This is a genomic window from Arthrobacter sp. ISL-28 (assembly GCF_018613875.1).
GTDB lineage: Bacteria > Actinomycetota > Actinomycetes > Actinomycetales > Micrococcaceae > Arthrobacter.
In genome coordinates this window covers 12078-28607 of record NZ_JAGGPJ010000030.1, presented here as the reverse complement: position 1 = coordinate 28607, position 16530 = coordinate 12078, and the positions used below count along the sequence as shown (strand labels likewise).

Annotated in this window: 17 protein-coding genes, 1 tRNA gene and 1 other RNA gene; 9 read left to right on the top strand and 10 right to left on the bottom strand. The window is 64.2% G+C overall.

Going from position 1 to position 16530, the window contains the following annotated elements:
- Nucleotides 1–48 precede the first annotated feature (48 nt).
- Entirely contained in the window at nucleotides 49–816 is a 768-nt protein-coding gene (map, locus tag J7E80_RS19590) for a type I methionyl aminopeptidase (protein WP_215053896.1), read from the bottom strand.
- Nucleotides 817–970: 154 nt separating this feature from the next.
- On the opposite strand from map, the gene J7E80_RS19585 reads away from it, so the two are divergent.
- A complete protein-coding gene (locus tag J7E80_RS19585) occupies nucleotides 971–1657 on the top strand; it encodes a DNA alkylation repair protein (RefSeq protein ID WP_215053895.1) in 687 nt (228 codons plus the stop codon).
- Here the strand turns inward: J7E80_RS19585 and mptB are convergent.
- A complete protein-coding gene (gene mptB / locus J7E80_RS19580) occupies nucleotides 1650–3206 on the bottom strand; it encodes a polyprenol phosphomannose-dependent alpha 1,6 mannosyltransferase MptB (RefSeq protein WP_215053894.1) in 1557 nt (518 codons plus the stop codon). The genes J7E80_RS19585 and mptB overlap by 8 nt on opposite strands.
- Nucleotides 3207–3362: 156 nt before the next feature.
- Between mptB and orn the strand changes: the two genes are divergently transcribed.
- The 3 genes from orn to def all read left to right on the top strand — a co-directional run bounded on the left by orn (nucleotide 3363) and on the right by def (nucleotide 4952).
- Nucleotides 3363–4040: an oligoribonuclease gene (gene orn, locus J7E80_RS19575; protein ID WP_311380893.1), complete on the top strand. Its 678-nt coding sequence runs from the start codon at nucleotides 3363–3365 to the stop codon at nucleotides 4038–4040.
- Between the two features lie 146 nt (nucleotides 4041–4186).
- Nucleotides 4187–4262 (top strand) — tRNA-His (locus J7E80_RS19570).
- A gap of 117 nt (nucleotides 4263–4379) precedes the next feature.
- Complete coding sequence (def, locus tag J7E80_RS19565) at nucleotides 4380–4952, top strand: peptide deformylase (RefSeq protein WP_215053893.1); 573 nt, start codon at nucleotides 4380–4382, stop codon at nucleotides 4950–4952.
- Nucleotides 4953–5036: 84 nt separating this feature from the next.
- On the opposite strand, the gene J7E80_RS19560 is transcribed toward def, so the two are convergent.
- The 4 genes from J7E80_RS19560 to rnpB form a co-directional block, all read right to left on the bottom strand.
- Nucleotides 5037–5834 carry an HNH endonuclease family protein gene (locus J7E80_RS19560; protein WP_215053892.1) on the bottom strand — a complete coding sequence of 266 codons (798 nt, stop codon included), beginning with the start codon at nucleotides 5832–5834 and terminating at the stop codon, nucleotides 5037–5039.
- 154 nt (nucleotides 5835–5988) lie between these two features.
- Nucleotides 5989–6198 (bottom strand): TolC family protein, encoded by a 210-nt coding sequence (locus tag J7E80_RS19555; RefSeq protein ID WP_215053891.1) that lies wholly within the window; start codon nucleotides 6196–6198, stop codon nucleotides 5989–5991.
- Between the two features lie 108 nt (nucleotides 6199–6306).
- Nucleotides 6307–7800: a glyceraldehyde-3-phosphate dehydrogenase gene (locus J7E80_RS19550; protein WP_215053890.1), complete on the bottom strand. Its 1494-nt coding sequence runs from the start codon at nucleotides 7798–7800 to the stop codon at nucleotides 6307–6309.
- A gap of 284 nt (nucleotides 7801–8084) precedes the next feature.
- Nucleotides 8085–8476, bottom strand: an RNA gene (gene rnpB, locus J7E80_RS19545) — RNase P RNA component class A.
- Between the two features lie 60 nt (nucleotides 8477–8536).
- Here rnpB and J7E80_RS19540 point away from each other — a divergent pair.
- Together J7E80_RS19540 and J7E80_RS19535 are read left to right on the top strand one after the other, a co-directional pair.
- Complete coding sequence (locus tag J7E80_RS19540) at nucleotides 8537–9424, top strand: alpha/beta hydrolase family protein (protein ID WP_215053889.1); 888 nt, start codon at nucleotides 8537–8539, stop codon at nucleotides 9422–9424.
- Nucleotides 9425–9468: 44 nt separating this feature from the next.
- A complete protein-coding gene (locus tag J7E80_RS19535) occupies nucleotides 9469–10233 on the top strand; it encodes a YaaA family protein (protein WP_215053888.1) in 765 nt (254 codons plus the stop codon).
- A gap of 114 nt (nucleotides 10234–10347) precedes the next feature.
- Here the strand turns inward: J7E80_RS19535 and J7E80_RS19530 are convergent, their stop codons facing one another.
- Together J7E80_RS19530 and J7E80_RS19525 are read right to left on the bottom strand one after the other, a co-directional pair.
- A complete protein-coding gene (locus J7E80_RS19530) occupies nucleotides 10348–11085 on the bottom strand; it encodes a zinc ribbon domain-containing protein (RefSeq protein WP_215053887.1) in 738 nt (245 codons plus the stop codon).
- A 62-nt stretch (nucleotides 11086–11147) separates the two neighbouring features.
- Complete coding sequence (locus tag J7E80_RS19525) at nucleotides 11148–12065, bottom strand: Nif3-like dinuclear metal center hexameric protein (RefSeq protein WP_215053907.1); 918 nt, start codon at nucleotides 12063–12065, stop codon at nucleotides 11148–11150.
- A gap of 99 nt (nucleotides 12066–12164) precedes the next feature.
- Between J7E80_RS19525 and msrA the strand changes: the two genes are divergently transcribed.
- From msrA to epsC, 3 genes are all read left to right on the top strand, one after another.
- Entirely contained in the window at nucleotides 12165–12689 is a 525-nt protein-coding gene (gene msrA / locus J7E80_RS19520; protein ID WP_215053886.1) for a peptide-methionine (S)-S-oxide reductase MsrA, read from the top strand.
- A gap of 65 nt (nucleotides 12690–12754) precedes the next feature.
- Nucleotides 12755–13690 carry a cysteine synthase A gene (gene cysK, locus J7E80_RS19515; RefSeq protein WP_215053885.1) on the top strand — a complete coding sequence of 312 codons (936 nt, stop codon included), beginning with the start codon at nucleotides 12755–12757 and terminating at the stop codon, nucleotides 13688–13690.
- A gap of 41 nt (nucleotides 13691–13731) precedes the next feature.
- Entirely contained in the window at nucleotides 13732–14316 is a 585-nt protein-coding gene (gene epsC, locus J7E80_RS19510) for a serine O-acetyltransferase EpsC (protein ID WP_215053884.1), read from the top strand.
- A 30-nt stretch (nucleotides 14317–14346) separates the two neighbouring features.
- Here the strand turns inward: epsC and J7E80_RS19505 are convergent, their stop codons facing one another.
- Together J7E80_RS19505 and gndA are read right to left on the bottom strand one after the other, a co-directional pair.
- Nucleotides 14347–14706 (bottom strand): VOC family protein, encoded by a 360-nt coding sequence (locus J7E80_RS19505; protein WP_215053883.1) that lies wholly within the window; start codon nucleotides 14704–14706, stop codon nucleotides 14347–14349.
- Nucleotides 14707–14966: 260 nt separating this feature from the next.
- The gene (gene gndA, locus J7E80_RS19500; RefSeq protein WP_215053882.1) at nucleotides 14967–16403 is read right to left on the bottom strand and encodes an NADP-dependent phosphogluconate dehydrogenase; all 1437 of its coding nucleotides are present in this window, start codon (nucleotides 16401–16403) and stop codon (nucleotides 14967–14969) included.
- Between the last annotated feature and the right edge of the window lie 127 nt (nucleotides 16404–16530).

The following is a 16530-nucleotide window of genomic DNA, read 5'->3' as shown; positions in this document are numbered from 1 at the left end:
CAGCCTGCCTAGGGAGCCAGGACGCTTAGCCAGTCAGCGCGTTCGATGTCATGGCAGGGTAAGAACCACCGGTCCGTCCGCGGTGATGGCGACCGTATGCTCGCTGTGTGCCGCGCGGCGGCCGTTTGCGGATCTCAGCGTCCACTCGTCGTCGTCATGGTAGTAGTCCCCCTTGCCGCCGAGGATCAGCATCGGCTCGATGGCGATGACAAGCCCTTCGGATAATTTAAGACCCCGGCCCGGGCGGCCGTCATTCGGGACAGGTGGCTCCGCGTGCATCGTGCGGCCAATGCCGTGGCCACCATGGTCTGCCAGCAATCCGTAACCTGCGCGGCGGGCGGCGCCACCGATGGCGTAGGCGAGGTCGCCCATCTTGTTTCCTACCCGTGCCGCTTCGATGCCCCGGGCCAGCGCCGCATCCGTCGCGTCGATGAGTTCCTGGTCAACGTGATCGGCAGTGCCCACGATGAAGCTGACGGCGGCGTCGCCGCACCAGCCCTCAAGGAACGCGCCGCAATCCACGCTCAGCAAATCACCGTCCTGCAGCCGGTACCCGTTCGGGATGCCGTGGACCACGGCGTCGTTCACGCTGGTGCAGATAACCCCCGGAAACGGGACAGAAGCCCAGCGCGGCCGGTAGTTGAGAAAGGCCGGCGTGGCGCCGGCGTCGGAAATGGTGGCCGCGGCAACGTCGTCCAGTTCCTTGAGGGAAACCCCGACGGCGGCTGCCTGGCGGACAGCGGCCAGCGCATTGGCCACTACGCGGCCTGCTTCGCGCATAAGCGCTATTTCATCAGGGCTCTTGATCATGGACATCTGCTGGCCTCCGGAACTATGTGGCTGTGCCGCCGGCGGGAATGCGCCGCGTACCCTGCCCACTCTAGAACGCCGGCCCACTCGGAACCACGGGAGGGCTTCGCGAATACTGGACCGTTCGGCGGGCCATCGTTCCGGCGGCTATGTTGGCTTCATGGCAAACGACGAAGTCCTGGCCGCGATCCGCGCATCATTGCTTGCTGTGGCGGATCCTGTCCGGGGCTCAGCAGCGCAGGCCTATCTGAAATCGTCCATGCCCTCCTTAGGTGTGCGGGTGCCGGAGGTGCGCAGGTTCGCCAAAGCCGCGGCGGCAAACCATCCTTTTGAATCCGCCGCGGACCTGCGCGCCACAGTGCTCGATCTCTGGCGCGGGGCGGAATACCGCGAAGAGCGCTATGCGGCCATCGACCTCACGGGGCTGCGGCTGGTTGCCGGCGACTTCCGGATGCTGCCCGTCTACGAGGAGATCATCAGCAGCGGAGCGGCGTGGGATTTAGTGGACGGGGTGGCCCACCGCATCTGCGCGCTGCTTCAGGCGCACCGGCAGGAACTCACGCCTGTGCTGCTCGCGTGGAGTGTCCATGACGACTTCTGGTTCAGGCGGGCATCCATCACCGCCCAACTCGCAGCGAAGTCCAATACCGACACAGCACTGCTCGCCCGGGTCATCGAGGCGAACATGGCCGACACGGAGTTTTTTATCAGGAAGGCGATTGGCTGGGCCCTGCGCGAATACGCCAAGACCGATCCCGCCTGGGTCATTAACTTCGTGGACCGCCACGGCCAGTCCCTCAGCCCGCTGTCCCGCAGGGAAGCGGTAAGGAATCTGCGGATCAGATGACGGGACGCGTGGTGACGGGCTGATCCGATTTGCTGAACAGAAGCTTGGTGCGCGGATCCAGAAAAATCAGATAGAGCGCGAACAGCAGGGCGATGATGGCAGCCGCGTTCCTGGCCAGGGCAAGCGCGAGTCCCAGGTCCTCGGACTGCAGATACGGGAAGACCTCAAGCTGATCCGAGATGGCGTAGACCATGAAGAATGACACGATGAAATACAGGGCCTTCACCTGCCAGTCATCCCGGATCCCTGTCACCGCAAACAGCGGGATCAGCCAGACGACGTACCAGGACTGGATCATTGGGGCGAGCACGACGATGGCAGCGAAAGCAAGCGTCAGCCGGCGCATGATGCGGTCGTGATCGCCCTTGAAGATCTGCCAGGCGACGATTCCGACGGCGAGCAGCTTGCCGGCGTCGTAAATCCATTTCGCGATCCCCCACCCGTCTAGGCTGAAGGCATTGGCGATGGAGGCGACCACGAGCCCCAGCAGTCCCACCGGGGCGTACCAGATCCACACGCTTCCGGGCGCTGAGAGGCCGTTGACCCAGCCGAAGCCGAATCCGTTGACGAGGCTCATGAGATAGAGCAAGGCAAAGCTGATGCCCGCCGTTAGGCCCCAGAAAACAAACTTCCGCGGCCAACTGGCGCCCTTGCCCGCCCAGAGCAGGCCGATGAACGGCAGGAAAACAACGGTGATGGGCTTGACCGCGATGGACGCCGTGATCAGGACAATGCCGAGGATGACCCGCCGCGTGGCGCAGTAATACAGGCCTGCGAGAGCAAGCCCGATCATGAGGGCGTCGTTGTGGACGCTGGCGATGAAGTTCGTGAGGAACAGGGGGTTTGCAGCGGTCAGCCACAGGGCACGGTGTGGATTGACGCCGTGAAGTTCCGCGAGCTTAGGGACGTAGATGATGCACAGCACCACGCCCACCAGCGCGGCCAGCCGGAAGAGCATGATGCTCGCCTCCGGGTGGACGTTGGTGGACCAGACAACAAACTGCTCGATCCACAGAAACAGCTGCCCGTACGGCACGGGAGCCTCGGTCCACATCTTGTCGGCACCGAGCTGGAAATAGTTGGACAGCGACGAAATGCCGTTCTCGTAGGGGTTGAACCCCTCGACCATCAGCCTGCCCTGTCCGATGTAGGCGTAGACGTCGCGGCTGAACAACGGGACAGTGAACATCATGGGCAGACCCCACGCAGCCACAGCCTGAAGTGTTGCCTTGCGGGCTGCCGGCCCCCAGACCCTGACGCGCTGGCCAAGCCTCAGCCATGCCCGCACCAGCAGCATGCCGCCCACCGCAATCAGCACGATGGAGAGGGCAACGCCGAATGCCTCCGTGCGCATCCAGATGAACAGCGGCATCCGCCGCAGCTCTGAGGCTGGCGCCAGCCAGCCGACGCCGAGCGAACCGATAACGAGGAAAAGCGAGCCGATGAAACCGGAGAGGATAGGCGACCAGGGCTTGTCCACCTCTGCCAGGGCTGGGTCCGTGGCAGTGCCCGGGGCGCTTTCCTCCGTCTCAGGCACAGGCGCCGTCATCTCAGGATTGTCCAATCTCTTGTGGGCGTGCTGCTACCGTCTGCTGCCGGATCCGACCGGCCAGAATGGAGTGCGGCGACTGCTCAGGGCTGCGCCACGTACCTCGAAATCTTAGCACCGGACGGCTCTGCCACCACGAAACGGTAGGCTGATCGGGTGCCTATATCTAACGAACGCATCGTCTGGATCGACTGCGAAATGACCGGCCTCGACACCGTCAACGACGCCCTGATCGAGGTCGCCGCCCTGGTGACGGATTCCGAACTTAACATCCTTGGGGACGGCGTGGACGTGGTCATCAAGCCCGATGACGCAGCCCTCGCCCAGATGAACGACTTCGTCCGGGACATGCACACCCGGTCCGGGCTCCTGAAGGAACTGCCCGCCGGGAAGACGCTGGCCGAGGCCGAGGAAGCCGTCCTGTCCTATATCCGGAAATGGGTTCCGGATGTCCGCAAGGCTCCGCTCGCCGGCAACTCGGTGGGGACGGACCGGGTCTTCCTTGCCCGGGACATGCCCTCCGTCGTCGAACACCTCCACTACCGGATCATCGATGTGAGCACCATCAAGGAACTGGCCCGGCGATGGTTTGCCCGCGCCTACTTTCAGGCGCCCGCCAAGCTGGGCGGCCACCGCGCCCTGGGGGACATCAAGGATTCCATCGACGAACTCCGTTATTACCGGGACGCGGTCTTCGTCCCTGCCCCGGGGCCGGACAGCGCGACTGCCTTGGAAATCTCCAAGCGCATCTCCGCCCAGCCGTCCGCCATTGATGAGCTGACCCGGGGGCTCGCGAAGGGAACCTTTCCAGCCGAGGCCGGACCAGGAAAGTAGGGGGCCGGAAAAGTAATCTGCGCCACGTTTAGGGGAAATTTCACCGAAACTGCCAAAAGTGGCAAAACCACCCCCGAACAGCAGGTAAACTATTTGACGTTGCCTTTCCAGCCAGCCGGTACGCCGGAAGGCCTGCGAGGCACATGGTGGGCGTAGCTCAGTTGGCAGAGCGCCTGGTTGTGGTCCAGGAGGTCGCGGGTTCAACCCCCGTCGCTCACCCCACGAGGTCGGTAGCACAAATGCCGTCCGTCACAAAGGCTGCACCGGTTATCCGGTGCAGCCTTTGTTCGTTTCACCCCTCGCCGGGCGCCCGTCCAAGCACCAAAGGAACCATCTGACATGACCGTTCTGCCGATCACTATCTGGGGTGAGCCGGTGTTGCACCGCCGGGCCGCCGAAGTTGAAGTTTTCGACGACGAGCTCCGCCAGCTGATTGCCGATATGTTTGAAACCAACGACAAAGCCAACGGCGTCGGTCTGGCCGCCCCTCAGGTCGGGGTGGGCAAGCGGATTTTCGTTTACAAGTACGCGAACGACGACGGCGCCCCGCCCACTGGAGTGCTGGTCAACCCGGTTCTCACCCTGTCGAAGGTTTCCGGCGCACTGCCGGATCCGGACGAGGAAGTGGAGGGTTGCCTCTCCTTCCCCGGCGGCCAGTACCCCCTTAAGCGGGCGGAATGGGCGCGCGTCCAAGGTTTTGACGGCTTCGGAAAGCCGGTTGAATTCGAAGCCACCGGCTGGTTCGCCCGGGTGATCCAGCACGAATATGACCACCTGGACGGAAAGCTCTACGTGAACCGTCTCATTGACCGGTATGCGCGCAAGGCAATGAAGCAGGCCAAGAAGAGCGGCTGGGGTGTTCCCGGGCTGACCTGGATGCCCGGTGTGGATCCCGACCCGTTCGGACACTGAGCCGTTCGGACACCGACCCGCTACGGCCCTCCTGTCCCGCTACGGCCCTCCTGTCCCGGCCCCTACGGCCCTTCTCTCCGGGTCCTAGTGCGCGATGACCGTCTGCTGGCGTGGGCAGGAGCCAAGGACGCGCGCCATGGCTTCCTTCTCAGCCTGCGTGACCCAGAGTCCGTAGGCGGCCTTCACCGTGATCTGCCGTGCGATGTAGTGACAGCGGATCGCCTTGTTCCCGGGGAGCCAACTGGCCGCGTCCGAAGCGCTCTTCTCCTGGTTCGCCGGACCGTCCGCCGCGATGAGGTTGATGGGATCATTGGCCAGGTTTTGACGCTCCTGCAGCGTGAGCTGCCGGGCGCCCTTCTGCCAGGCATCGGCCAGCGCAACCACGTGGTCGATCTGGACAGCCTTGCTGGACTCGGCCCCTCGGCGGAATATGGTGACCCGGCCGGAGTACGGCTCGTGAAACGTGCCGGACAGTATTTTGCACCGGGAGTCCTTGGCGAAAACGACATCGCGAAGGTCGCGCCGGAGGATGTCGTTGCGGGTGTCGCACCCGTTCCGGTCAGCGTCGAACCACGCCTGGCCGAAAGCCGTCCGGTCGTAGTCGTTTTTCGGCGCCCGCCCCTTGACCGCCAGGGATTCCAGTGCCGCGGCGGCGCTGCCTTCCGGTACCGGCCGGGGCGGCATCACCGGCTTCATCCAGGTACGGTCAAAGACCGGGGCTTCGCTGGGACCGGAGGCTGCCGGCTCTGCGGCCAGAAACTGGCCGGTAGTGAAGAACCACGTGATGCACGCGAGGACGCCGACCGCCAGAACGGCCAGCACCGTCCAGGCTTGGCGGGAACGCCGGCGGGCACTTCTGTAGGCGGCCCAGCTGACGGTCATCGGGCCCGGGCTTCCGAGACATGTTTTGTTTGCACGCCAAGAGCCTAGGCCAGCCCGCTGACATCAAAGCTGATATCCACAATGTTGAGGACGGGTGGCCTTTGGGAAGGGTGCCTATGGAGGAGGAGTGCCCTGTGGACGGCGCAGCTGCGCCCTACTGCTCCCTCATGACCCGCCGGAGATCCGTATTCGCAAGGTCCAGCAGGCGCTCCAGCTGGGCGACCCGCTCTTTGCCGATATCACCGGCGGCGTAGGCGGCTCGGGCCTCGTCCAAGAGACGCTGCGCCTCTTTCTGGTTGGCGCGTGCCACGTCGAGGGCATGTTCCAGGGTTGTCTCGTGCTCAAGAGTCGCGTCATGTTCCATGACACAAGTGTGGTCCCCTTTCCCGGCTGATTCCAGAGAACCAGCCGGGAACTTCAGGGAACCGTGTTCCAGCAGCTTCTGGCTGCGGGATGGCGGACGGCTCTGTCGCTAGACTGCCGCCGCGGCTTCCAGCACCGGCGCAGCGTCCTTGACAGAGTCCTTGGCGGGGAAGGTCGGCGGGTTCACGCCGGCCATTTCCTCCATGACGCGGACCACCTGGCAGCTGTAGCCGAACTCGTTGTCGTACCAGACGTAGAGCACAAGGTTCTTGTCGTTGGAGATGGTGGCCAGGCCATCAACAATGCCTGCCCGGCGGGAGCCGACGAAGTCCGTGGACACGACCTCCGGGGAGTCGATGTAGTCGATCTGCTTGCGCATGACCGAGTGCAGCGACATTTCCCGCAGGTAGTCGTTGACCTCGTCCTTGGTGGTGCCCCGTTCGAGGCTCAGGTTCAGGATCGCCAGGGAGACATCGGGGGTGGGGACGCGAATGGAGCTGCCGGTGAGCTTGCCCAACAGTTCCGGCAGTGCCTTGGCCACGGCCTTGGCTGCCCCGGTCTCGGTGATGACCATGTTCAGCGCGGCCGAGCGGCCGCGGCGGTCGCCCTTGTGGAAGTTGTCGATGAGGTTCTGGTCGTTGGTGAAGGAGTGGACCGTCTCCACGTGGCCGTGGACCACGCCGTACTTGTCATTGATCGCCTTCAGAACCGGCGTGATGGCGTTGGTGGTGCACGATGCCGCGGTGACGATCTTGTCCGAATCCAGGATGGTGCCGTGGTTGATGCCGTGGACGATGTTCTTCAGTTCGCCCTTGCCCGGGGCCGTCAGCAGCACGCGGGCCACGCCCTTGCTCAGGAGGTGCTGGGACAGGCCCTCGGCGTCGCGCCAGCGGCCCGTGTTATCCACGACCAGGGCGTCCTTGATGCCGTACGACGTGTAGTCGATGGTGGCCGGGTTGTCCGAGTAGATGACCTGGATCTGCACACCATTGGCGGTGATGGTGTTGGCGTCCTGGTCCACTCGGATGGTGCCTTCGAAGGAGCCGTGGACCGAGTCGCGGCGCAGGAGGCTTGCACGCTTGGACAGGTCGTTGTCGGAACCCCTGCGCACCACAATGGCGCGCAGGCGCAGGCCGTGGCCGCCGCCGGCCTTTTCAATGAGGAGGCGGGCGAGCAGGCGGCCGATCCGGCCAAATCCGTAAAGGACGACGTCGGTGCTGGTACGGTCATCGCCGCCCCGCTTCCCCACTACCTCTGCCAGTTCGGCGCGGAGGAATTCCTCCAGAGTGGCGTCGCCGCCGTCGGACTTGAACTTCTGGTTCAGGCGCGCGATGTCGATGGCCGCTGCACCGAGATCCAGCTTCGCGAGGGTCTCCAGCAGGGGTGCCGTTTCCTCGAGGAGGAGCTCGTCCTTGCTCATCCGGCGAGCAAAACGGTGTGCCTTGAGGATGTTCATGGCGGACTTGTTGATCAGGCTGCGTCCGTGGATGGAAGTCACCACGTTGTTTTCACGGTACAGCCTGCCGATCACCGGAATCATGGCCTCAGCGAGTGCCTCCCGGCCCATCCACGTATCAAGACAAGAATCTGACGTCTGGCTCACAGAACTACCTTCCTTGGTTCAACCGGATACGTCCTCGTAAACCGGATGGCGGCCGCCTGAAGTTATCAAGGGCCGCTGGCACCTGCGGGGTTTCGGTCCACCCCGGATGCCGTTGGACGTTGCAAAAGAAAAACGCCGGCTGCAAACGCAGATCCGGCGGAAGAACTTCTACGTTCATTGTCCATTCTAGGGCTGGCCGGATGCCCCGGCCGAACGTGAAGCGCGTGAATTCACTCACACCGTGAGCGACCAGTCGGCGCCGGCGGCAAAAAGGCGGGAAAAGGTGGATGGGCTGACCGATACGCCGGGTTCTGTGTTCCCGCCCCGTTACCGGTGCGGGAGTAGCGGCCATCCATCTACGGACGCCGTTGCCGACGCCCTCCAGCGGCCTACCCGGGCACTCGGGCGAGCAGCCCTCAAACGCGCCCTGTCTGGCCTTGCTCCGGGTGGGGTTTACCTAGCCTTCCCGGTCACCCGGGAAGCTGGTGGTCTCTTACACCACCGTTTCACCCTTACCTGCTTCGTGCCGCTTTCAAATCGGCGCGATGCAGGCGGTCTGTTTTCTGTGGCACTGGCCTGCGGGTTACCCCGAGTGGGCGTTACCCACCACCCTGCTCTGCGGAGCCCGGACGTTCCTCGAGCCACTTGCGTGACGCGCGGCCGCCTGGTCAACCCATCCGCTGTCCATTCTACGGTGAGCAGGCATACCTCCGGTTCCCGGGCCTATGATCGGGGCATGGACGCGTCCGTTCTGACCCGGCGACGCCTGATTCAGCTGGCAGGAATCGGCGTCGGCGCGTCTGTGGCCGCAGCGTGTACGGCCAACCTTCCCCCGGTTGACCCCTCTTCCACGGCGCCTGTGGCGGCGGGAACAACGACAGCGCCTGCTGCTCCCCTCACCGTGACCACGCGGACCGGGGAATTCGTCTCAGCCTTCCGGCCGGGAGTTACCACCCGTTGGTCTCTGGCTACGCCCGGTACGGACGGCGGACAACAGCCGTCTCTGCTGCCTATGGTGGTCTTCCTGCACGGAATGGGCGGAAGTCACAGTAACCTCCTGGACGGGCTCGCGGCCGACGAGTTCCTGCAGCGGCATTTGGACAAAGGTCGGCCACCCTTCGCGATCGCAGCCGTGGACGGCGGCGACACCTGGTGGCACGCCCGCGCCGATGGCAGCGACACCCAGACCATGCTGGTGAAGGAATTCGTGCCGTTCCTTGGCGACCAAGGCTACGACCTCGGCAGGATCGGCCTGTTCGGCATCTCGATGGGAGGCTTTGGTGCCCTGCTTCTGGCGTCCCAGGGCAAGCTGCCCGGGCTCCGCGCCGTGGCTGCCCTGAGTCCCGCGGTCTGGCGCCGCTACGACCAACGAACGGACAGCGCCTTCGATAGCCCGGCTGATTTCGCGGCTCATGACGTTTTCGCGCTCAGGCCAAGGCTCGCTGCCGTTCCCAAGCGCATCGACTGCGGCACGGAGGACGAGCTGTTCGCCACGGTTACGGATTATGTCAGCGCACTCCCGGGCAGGGTCGAGGGCGGCTTCCGGCCCGGTGGCCACGACCTTGCCTACTGGCGGTCCGTCCTGCCGGACGTGTTCGCCTTCCTGGGCCGGCACTTGGGCTGAGCCGGCGTCCTCAGGGAACAGCGTGGCGCCGGTAAGATCGTACGGTGCTGATCCTGCTTCCCCCGTCAGAAGGTAAGACCCCTGCCGTCCGCGGCGACGCCATCGACTGGACGTCCCTGAGCTTCCCTGACCTCAACACGTACCGGGCCAAGGTGCTCGACGCCCTGGGAACAGTGAGCGCCCATGAGGACGCCCTGGCCCTGCTCGGCGTCGGCGCGTCGCTGAAGGCCGACGTCGATCGCAACACCCGGCTGCTTGCCGAACCGGCGGCGCCGGCCCACCAGCTTTACTCGGGGGTGCTGTACGACGCACTCGGCTACCAGTCGATGACGGCGCCGCAGCGCCGCCGGGCGGACGAGTCCGTCCTGGTGATTTCGGCGCTGTGGGGCGCCCTCCGGTTCGCAGACTCCGTGCCCGCCTACCGGCTGTCCATGTCAACGGCACTGCCCGACGTCGGACGACTTGCCTCGTTCTGGAAGCCGCAGCTTACGGAAGCCCTCGCCGCCGCAACCGACGGCGAGCTGCTCGTGGACTGCCGCTCCAGCACCTACGCCGCGGCATGGACTCCGCCGCCGGCGGCCACCGTGGCAGTGAACGTTTTCACCGAGGCGAACGGCGTCCGGAAGGTGGTCAGCCACTTCGCCAAGCACACTCGCGGGGAGCTGGCGAGGCACCTGCTGACCCGGCGCGGAAAGGCCCCCCACACGCCGGCGCAGCTGCACAAGGCAGCCACCGAGAAGTGGAAGGCCGAACTCGTTGCGGGCACGGCCCGCAAGGCGCACGCCCTGAACATCATCCTGCCCGGTTAGTCAACGCTGCCATCACGCCCAACTGGGTCGCAGCTCGCATCGTTATCAGGCGTCCAATCGGCGTCTGCTGCTACCTGCTTGGGTTATTGGGCGTTACGTGGGTGAGCGTGCCGCTCAGGCCCACTCGGCGGAGCGCACGAGGATGCAGCCGGAGTCCGGGCAGAAAACGATGTCGTCCTCGGCAGCGGCCTTGATCTCGGCAAGGTCGCCGGGGCTCAGCTGCATGCCGGAACCCTCGGACGTGCCGTGGAAGAGCCTCGCAGCACCCACACCGCGACGGGCGAGGGTTTTCTCGTACACGGCGAGCATGCCGGAATCCAGGCCGGCAGCAAAGTCGGCCCTGCGGCCGCGCACCACCGTTTCTTCGGCCGAAATCTCGGCCAGCTGCTCGTCCAGTTCCGCCCGGATGGCGCCGAACGAGCTCTGGATGTCGTCCACGATCTTCTGCTGGGCCGCCAGCCGTTCGCGAAGGGAGTCCAGGCGCTCCATGACTTCAAGCTCAACGTCTTCAAGGTCCGATCGCCGCTTGTTCAGCGAGGCGATGTCCTTCTGCAGTGCCACCAGGTCCTTGGACAGGCCCGTTCCGCTGTTCAGCTTCGTCTCGTCGCGTTCAATCCGGCCGGCCACCTGCTCCACGTCGGCTTCGGCCCGCTTCAGTTCCATTTCAGCGTCATGAACGGCCATCTTCGCCGTGGCCAGCTCCCCTGTGGCAATACTGAGGGCCGACTGAAGGTCTTCGATCCGGGGATCGGTCTCAAGGCTGCGGCGGCGGTTGGACAGGGACTTGAGTTTGGCATCCAGCCCCTGGAGTTCGAGCAACTTCAACTGTTCCGCCGGTGCTGCCTTGGCCACGATTACCTCCGCTTGGTCCCATCCGGCCTGCGCCGGTCACCCCTGCAGGGGCTTTATAGACTCTAGTCCCCGCCGGGAGTCAGAATGAAGTCCCACGGATCGCTGTTGGTGGTGCTGACGCGGATTTCGACATCCAGTCCCTGGTCTGCGAGGACATTGCCCAGCGCCTCGGCAGCAGCCGGAAGCCACAGCCATTCACTGGCGAAGTGCGACACGTCGATGAGGTAGGGACGGCCATTGACGGCGGCCTCACGGGCTTCGGAGGCGGGGTGGTGCCGGAGATCGGCGGTGACAAACAGATCGGCGTTGCTGGCCCGGACTTCGTCAAAGAGCGAGTCGCCGGCGCCGCCACAGACTGCGATCCGGCGGACCAGGCCGTCCTTGTCGCCGGAAACCCTGACGCCGCCCGCGACGGACGGCAAAATGCCGAATACCCTCGCTGCGAAGTCGCCCAGTGTCATCCCCTCGGCAAGATCGCCGACGCGGCCGATGCCTTCCTCGGGCAGGCCGTTGGCCGCAGGAGTCAGTGGAGAGACATTTTCGAGTCCCAGGGCGTCAGCGAGGACGTCCGAGACGCCGCCGACGGCGGAGTCACCGTTCGTATGGACGGTCAGAAGCGCGGTTCCCGACTCAATCAGTCGGTGGACGGCCTTGCCTTTGGGCGTGTTGGCCGCGACCGAGGTGACGCCCTTGAGCAGCAGCGGGTGGTGGGTGATCAGGAGCTCGGCGCCCCAATCGATGGCCTCATCGATGACGTCGAGTGTGGGATCCACGGCGAACATGACCCTGCTGATTTCAGCCGACGGGTGCCCGGCAACGAGCCCAACCTCGTCCCACTCCTCAGCGAGCGATTCAGGCCAGAGTTCTTCAACGGCCAGCATGAGCTGTCCAAGCGTGGGCGCCTCAGGCGACTCCGCGGCCTGTGCCACGTCCGCGTTGTCCGCGGGTTCTGCTGCAACACCGCTGTTCACAGGTTCCATACTCATGTTTTTACCTTATAGGCGCGGCTGGCCTGCCGCAGTTGGCACGCGTAGTGTGACCAAGGGAATCATCGGCGCGCCTCAACCATTGAAGAGGACATGAAAACTTTTGTGCTTGGCGGAGGCTGCTTCTGGTGCCTGGACGCCGTCTACCAGAAAACGAAGGGTGTGCAGTCCGTCGTCTCGGGATATACCGGCGGACACGAACGAAACCCCGACTACTACTCGGTCTGCTCAGGGATCACCGGTCACGCGGAGGTCGTGGCGGTCACCTTCGACGAGGACGTCATCCCGCCGGAAGTCATCCTGGACATGTTCTTCGCACTGCACGACCCCACCACGCTCAACCGCCAGGGGTACGACGTCGGTACGCAGTACCGATCGTCCATGTTCTACCAGACGACAGAGGAAAAGATCCTCTTTGAGGACGCGATTGACCGCAACCAGGCCCTCTGGTCGCATCCGATCGTGACCGAGGTAAGCCGGCTTCCGGTTTTCTATCCGGCCGAATCCGTCCACCAGAACTACTACGCCAAGTTCCCCGAACAGGGTTACTGCCAGGTGATCATCAACCCGAAGCTGGCCAAGGCCCGGAAATATTACTCTGCATGGCTTAATGCTTAGCAGCGGTGCTTACGCCCTCGTTAGGCTGACCAAAGTATTCCCTCCTGAGAGATAGGCGTAAGTACATGGCACGGATCTACGACGATGTAACGCAGCTGGTCGGCGGCACTCCGCTGGTCAGGCTTAACCGGCTGACTGAAAGCCTCGACGCCACGGTTGCCGTCAAGCTCGAGTTCTACAACCCGGCCAACAGCGTCAAGGACCGCATCGGCGTCGCCATCATCGACGCTGCCGAGAAGTCCGGAGCGCTCAAGCCCGGCGGAACCATCGTTGAAGGTACGTCCGGCAACACCGGCATCGCCCTGGCCATGGTGGGTGCAGCACGCGGCTACAAGGTCATTCTGACCATGCCCGAAACCATGTCCACGGAACGCCGTGTCATGCTGCGCGCCTTTGGCGCCGAAATCGTGCTGACCCCGGGCTCTGAAGGCATGCGCGGCGCCGTGGAGAAGGCCCAGGAAATCGTGGCCAACACGGAAAACTCCATCTGGGCCCAGCAGTTCGCCAACGAAGCCAACCCGGAGATCCACCGCACCACCACGGCCGAGGAAATCTGGGCCGACACCGAGGGCAAGGTGGACATCTTCGTCTCCGGCATCGGGACCGGCGGAACCATCACCGGCGTGGGCCAGGTCCTGAAGGAGCGCAACCCGAACGTCCAGATCGTGGCCGTGGAACCGAAGGACTCCCCCATCCTCAATGGTGGAGCCCCGGGCCCGCACAAGATTCAGGGCCTCGGCGCCAACTTCATTCCGGAGCTCCTGGACACCAACGTCTACGACGAGGTGCTGGACGCCACCCTGGAGGAGTCGGTGGCAGTGGCACGGGATCTCGGCATCAAGGAAGGCATCCTCGGCGGCATTTCCTCCGGAGCCATCGTCTGGGGTGCGCTGGAACTCGCCAAGCGCCCGGAGAACGCCGGCAAGCTGATCGTTGCTGTCGTCTGCGACTTCGGCGAGCGTTACATCTCCACCGTCCTCTATGACGACATCCGGGGCTAGGCCTTAACCTGCCCGTCCCCGATTCCTGTAGAAAGATCTTTGTGGGCTTTTTCGCAAGACTTAAGGAAGACCTCGACGCCGCCCGGTCCCACGACCCGGCGGCTCGAGGTTCTTTTGAGAACTTTTTCGCCTATTCCGGGCTTCACGCCATCTGGGCACACCGGCTGACCCACAGACTGTGGCAGAACCCGTCACTGCGATTTCCCGCGCGTCTGATTTCGCAGCTGGCGCGGTTCCTGACCGGCATCGAAATCCATCCCGGCGCCACCATCGGCCGGCGGTTCTTCATCGACCACGGCATGGGCGTCGTCATTGGTGAAACGGCGGAGATCGGGGAAGACGTGATGATCTACCACGGCGTGACCCTCGGCGGTCGCTCGCTGGCGAAGGTGAAGCGCCATCCCACCATCGGAGACCGTGTCACGATCGGTGCCGGTGCCAAAATCCTCGGCCCCATCACCATCGGCTATGACAGCGCCGTGGGAGCGAACGCCGTTGTCGTGAAGGATGCCCCGCCTGAATCAATCGTGACCGGCGTCCCCGCAAGCTGGCGCCACCGCGACGCCCAGCGTGAGACCAAGCCCGCAGTGGACCCGGCCGAGTATTACATCGAGTACCGGATCTGAGCAGAACTGCCCTTCGTCACGCGGGTGTGCTCAGTCCACGCAGAGGCAGAACGGATGGCTAGCGGGGTCGAGGAAGATGCGGAACGTTGTGCCGGGCTGAGTGTCCGCTTTGGTGCCGCCCAGGGCGATCACCGCTTTCTCACCTTCGTCCAGGTCCTCCACCATCAGGTCGAGATGCATCTGCTGGGGAATGGTCTGACTTGGCCACTCCGGCGCCCTGTAGCTCTCGATCTGTTGAAACGAAATGCAGTCGCTGCCATCGTCAGGACGGATCTCGGCCCAAGTAGGGTCAGCTTTCACCTTCCAGCCGAGCAATGCACCGTAAAAGGCCGCGAGGGCCCCGGCGTCAGGGCAGTCAATAACGAGTCCTGGGAAGCGTGCGATAGCCATGCCGGAATCCTACAACCGGCTCCCAACGATGTCAGCGCGCGACGCGTTTGAGGACGGCCATGACCGCGGCTCGTACACCCGGTGGGGCAGGATCGCCGCCGCGCCCCTGCCCCACCGGACAGCGCGTCTTGGGGCGCGCCGAAATTGGGGACGGTGCTCGGCGGAACAGTTGGCGCCGGACAGACAAAGGCCGGCGCTTCCCCAGAGTATCGGGGAAGCGCCGGCCTTTCCCGTTAGACCGTTCCGGCCGTCAGCCGTGGCTAGTGGGTGTCCACGGCCTCGATCTCGGACTTGTCCTCGCCCCACAGGGTGTGGAACGTTCCCTCGGCGTCGACGCGGCCGTAGGTGTGGGCTCCGAACAGGTCACGCTGGCCCTGGATCACGGCGGCCGGGAGGCGCTTGCGGCGCAGTCCGTCGTAGTAGGCCAGGGAGGAGGAGAACACCGGCACCGGGATGCCCAGCTGGACAGCGGTGGAAACCACGCGGCGCCAAGCCGGCAGCACCTCGGCGATGGCCTTGGTGAATGCCGGGGCGAACAGCAGGTTGGCCGGCTTCTCATCCGCGGCGTAAGCCTTGGTGATCTCCTTAAGCAGTTCGGCACGGATGATGCAGCCGCCGCGCCACAGTGAAGCGATCTCGTCCAGCTTCAGGTCCCAGCCGTATTCAGTGGCTGCAGAGGTCAGCATGTCCAGGCCCTGGGCGTAGGAAACCAGCTTGGAGGCGTACAGCGCCTGACGGACATCCTCAACGAACGTCTCGGGAACCTCGACGTTGATTTCTTCACCGGCGAGTAGCTCCTGGGCCAGCTTGCGCTGGTCGGCTTGGGAGGACAGGGCGCGGGCGAAGACCGACTCTGCGATGCCCGACGTCGGGGATCCCAGCTCAAGGGCGGAGATGACGGTCCAGCGGCCAGTGCCCTTCTGGCCTGCCGCGTCGACCACGACGTCGACGAACGGCTTGCCCGTGCGGCCGTCGACGTGGCCCAGGACCTCGGCGGAGATTTCAATCAGGAAGGAGGCGAGTTCGCCCTTGTTCCACTCGGCGAAGATCTTGGACTGCTCGGCGGGCTCGATGCCGGCGCCTGAGCGCAGCAGGTCGAACGCTTCGCCGATGACCTGCATGTCGGCGTACTCGATGCCGTTGTGGACCATCTTGACGAAGTGGCCGGCGCCGTCGGTGCCGATCCAGGCGCAGCAGGGCTTGCCGTCGACGTGAGCTGCGATCTTCTCAAGCAGCGGGCCGAGGGCGTCGTAGGACTCCTTGGAACCGCCGGGCATGATGGACGGACCGTTCAGGGCACCTTCCTCACCGCCGGAAACACCGATGCCCACGAAGTGCAGGTCCTTCTTGGCGAGGGCTGCCTCCCGGCGGCGGGTGTCCTCGTAGTGGGAGTTGCCGGCGTCAATGATGATGTCGCCCGCCTCCAGCAGCGGCTCGAGCTGCTCGATCACGGAGTCGACCGGCTTGCCGGCCTTGACCATGATCAGGACGCGGCGCGGCTTCTCCAGTGAGTTAACCAGTTCCTCGAGGCTTTCAGTCCGGACGAAGTCGCCCTCATGGCCGTGCTTTTCCAGCAGCGTATCGGTCTTCTCAACGGACCGGTTGTGCAGGGCAACGGTGAAGCCATTCCGGGCGAGGTTGCGGGCCAAGTTGGCGCCCATTACCGCAAGGCCGGTGACACCGATGTGTGCTGACATCAAAACTCCAATTCATTTCTGTGCAATGGGTCCCGCACGTCCTGCGGAACACGCTTAAAGAAAAAGTGGGTGTGAATAAAGCATATATATTCCGAAGCCCCGGGAAAAGGGGGAGCCCACTCAGTGG